The sequence below is a fragment of the Desulfofundulus thermobenzoicus genome, assembly GCF_009428905.1.
In the GTDB taxonomy this organism is placed as follows: domain Bacteria; phylum Bacillota; class Desulfotomaculia; order Desulfotomaculales; family Desulfovirgulaceae; genus Desulfofundulus_A; species Desulfofundulus_A thermobenzoicus.
In genome coordinates, this window is sequence record NZ_WHYR01000213.1 from 1 (window position 1) to 435 (window position 435).

Below are 435 nucleotides of genomic sequence, written 5' to 3' on the forward strand. Positions count from 1 at the left end.
ATGCCGTTACGGGGCTGCTTGTGGCTTACATTGTACGGGGAGGAAGCAGGCGCATCAAAAAGGGCATGATTTTCTCAGGTGTGATTCATCTGCTCGTGATGTCATGTCTGATGCTGTACTCCCTCTCTGAAATGGAGTCAGCGACTGATGATCAAAGCGGTGAACCGGCGCTGGAAGAGCAGCTGCCAGAGACATGGATCTCGCAGATTCAAGAACGGTTACAATACTTCTTCATGTATCGAGAAGAAGCGGTCTTTATCATTCCAATGAACACATTTCTGTTTTTATTGGGTGTGCGGATGATGAGAGCCGGTGTATTTTATGCAAATGAACGCGGACAATCTCTCCGGAAAATATTGTTCCGAATCGGACTGTGGATTGGTCTGCCGCTGAATGCACTAGTTTTCGTATCGAACGATTTAGTGGAATTTGTGG

General features: G+C 46.9%; 1 protein-coding gene. It reads left to right on the forward strand.

Annotation, left to right across the window (positions count from 1 at the left end; genetic code table 11):
* Positions 1–20: 20 nt before the first annotated feature.
* Positions 21–435: hypothetical protein (locus GFC01_RS18300; protein WP_207707659.1), on the forward strand; the 415-nt coding region annotated here is incomplete at its 3' end.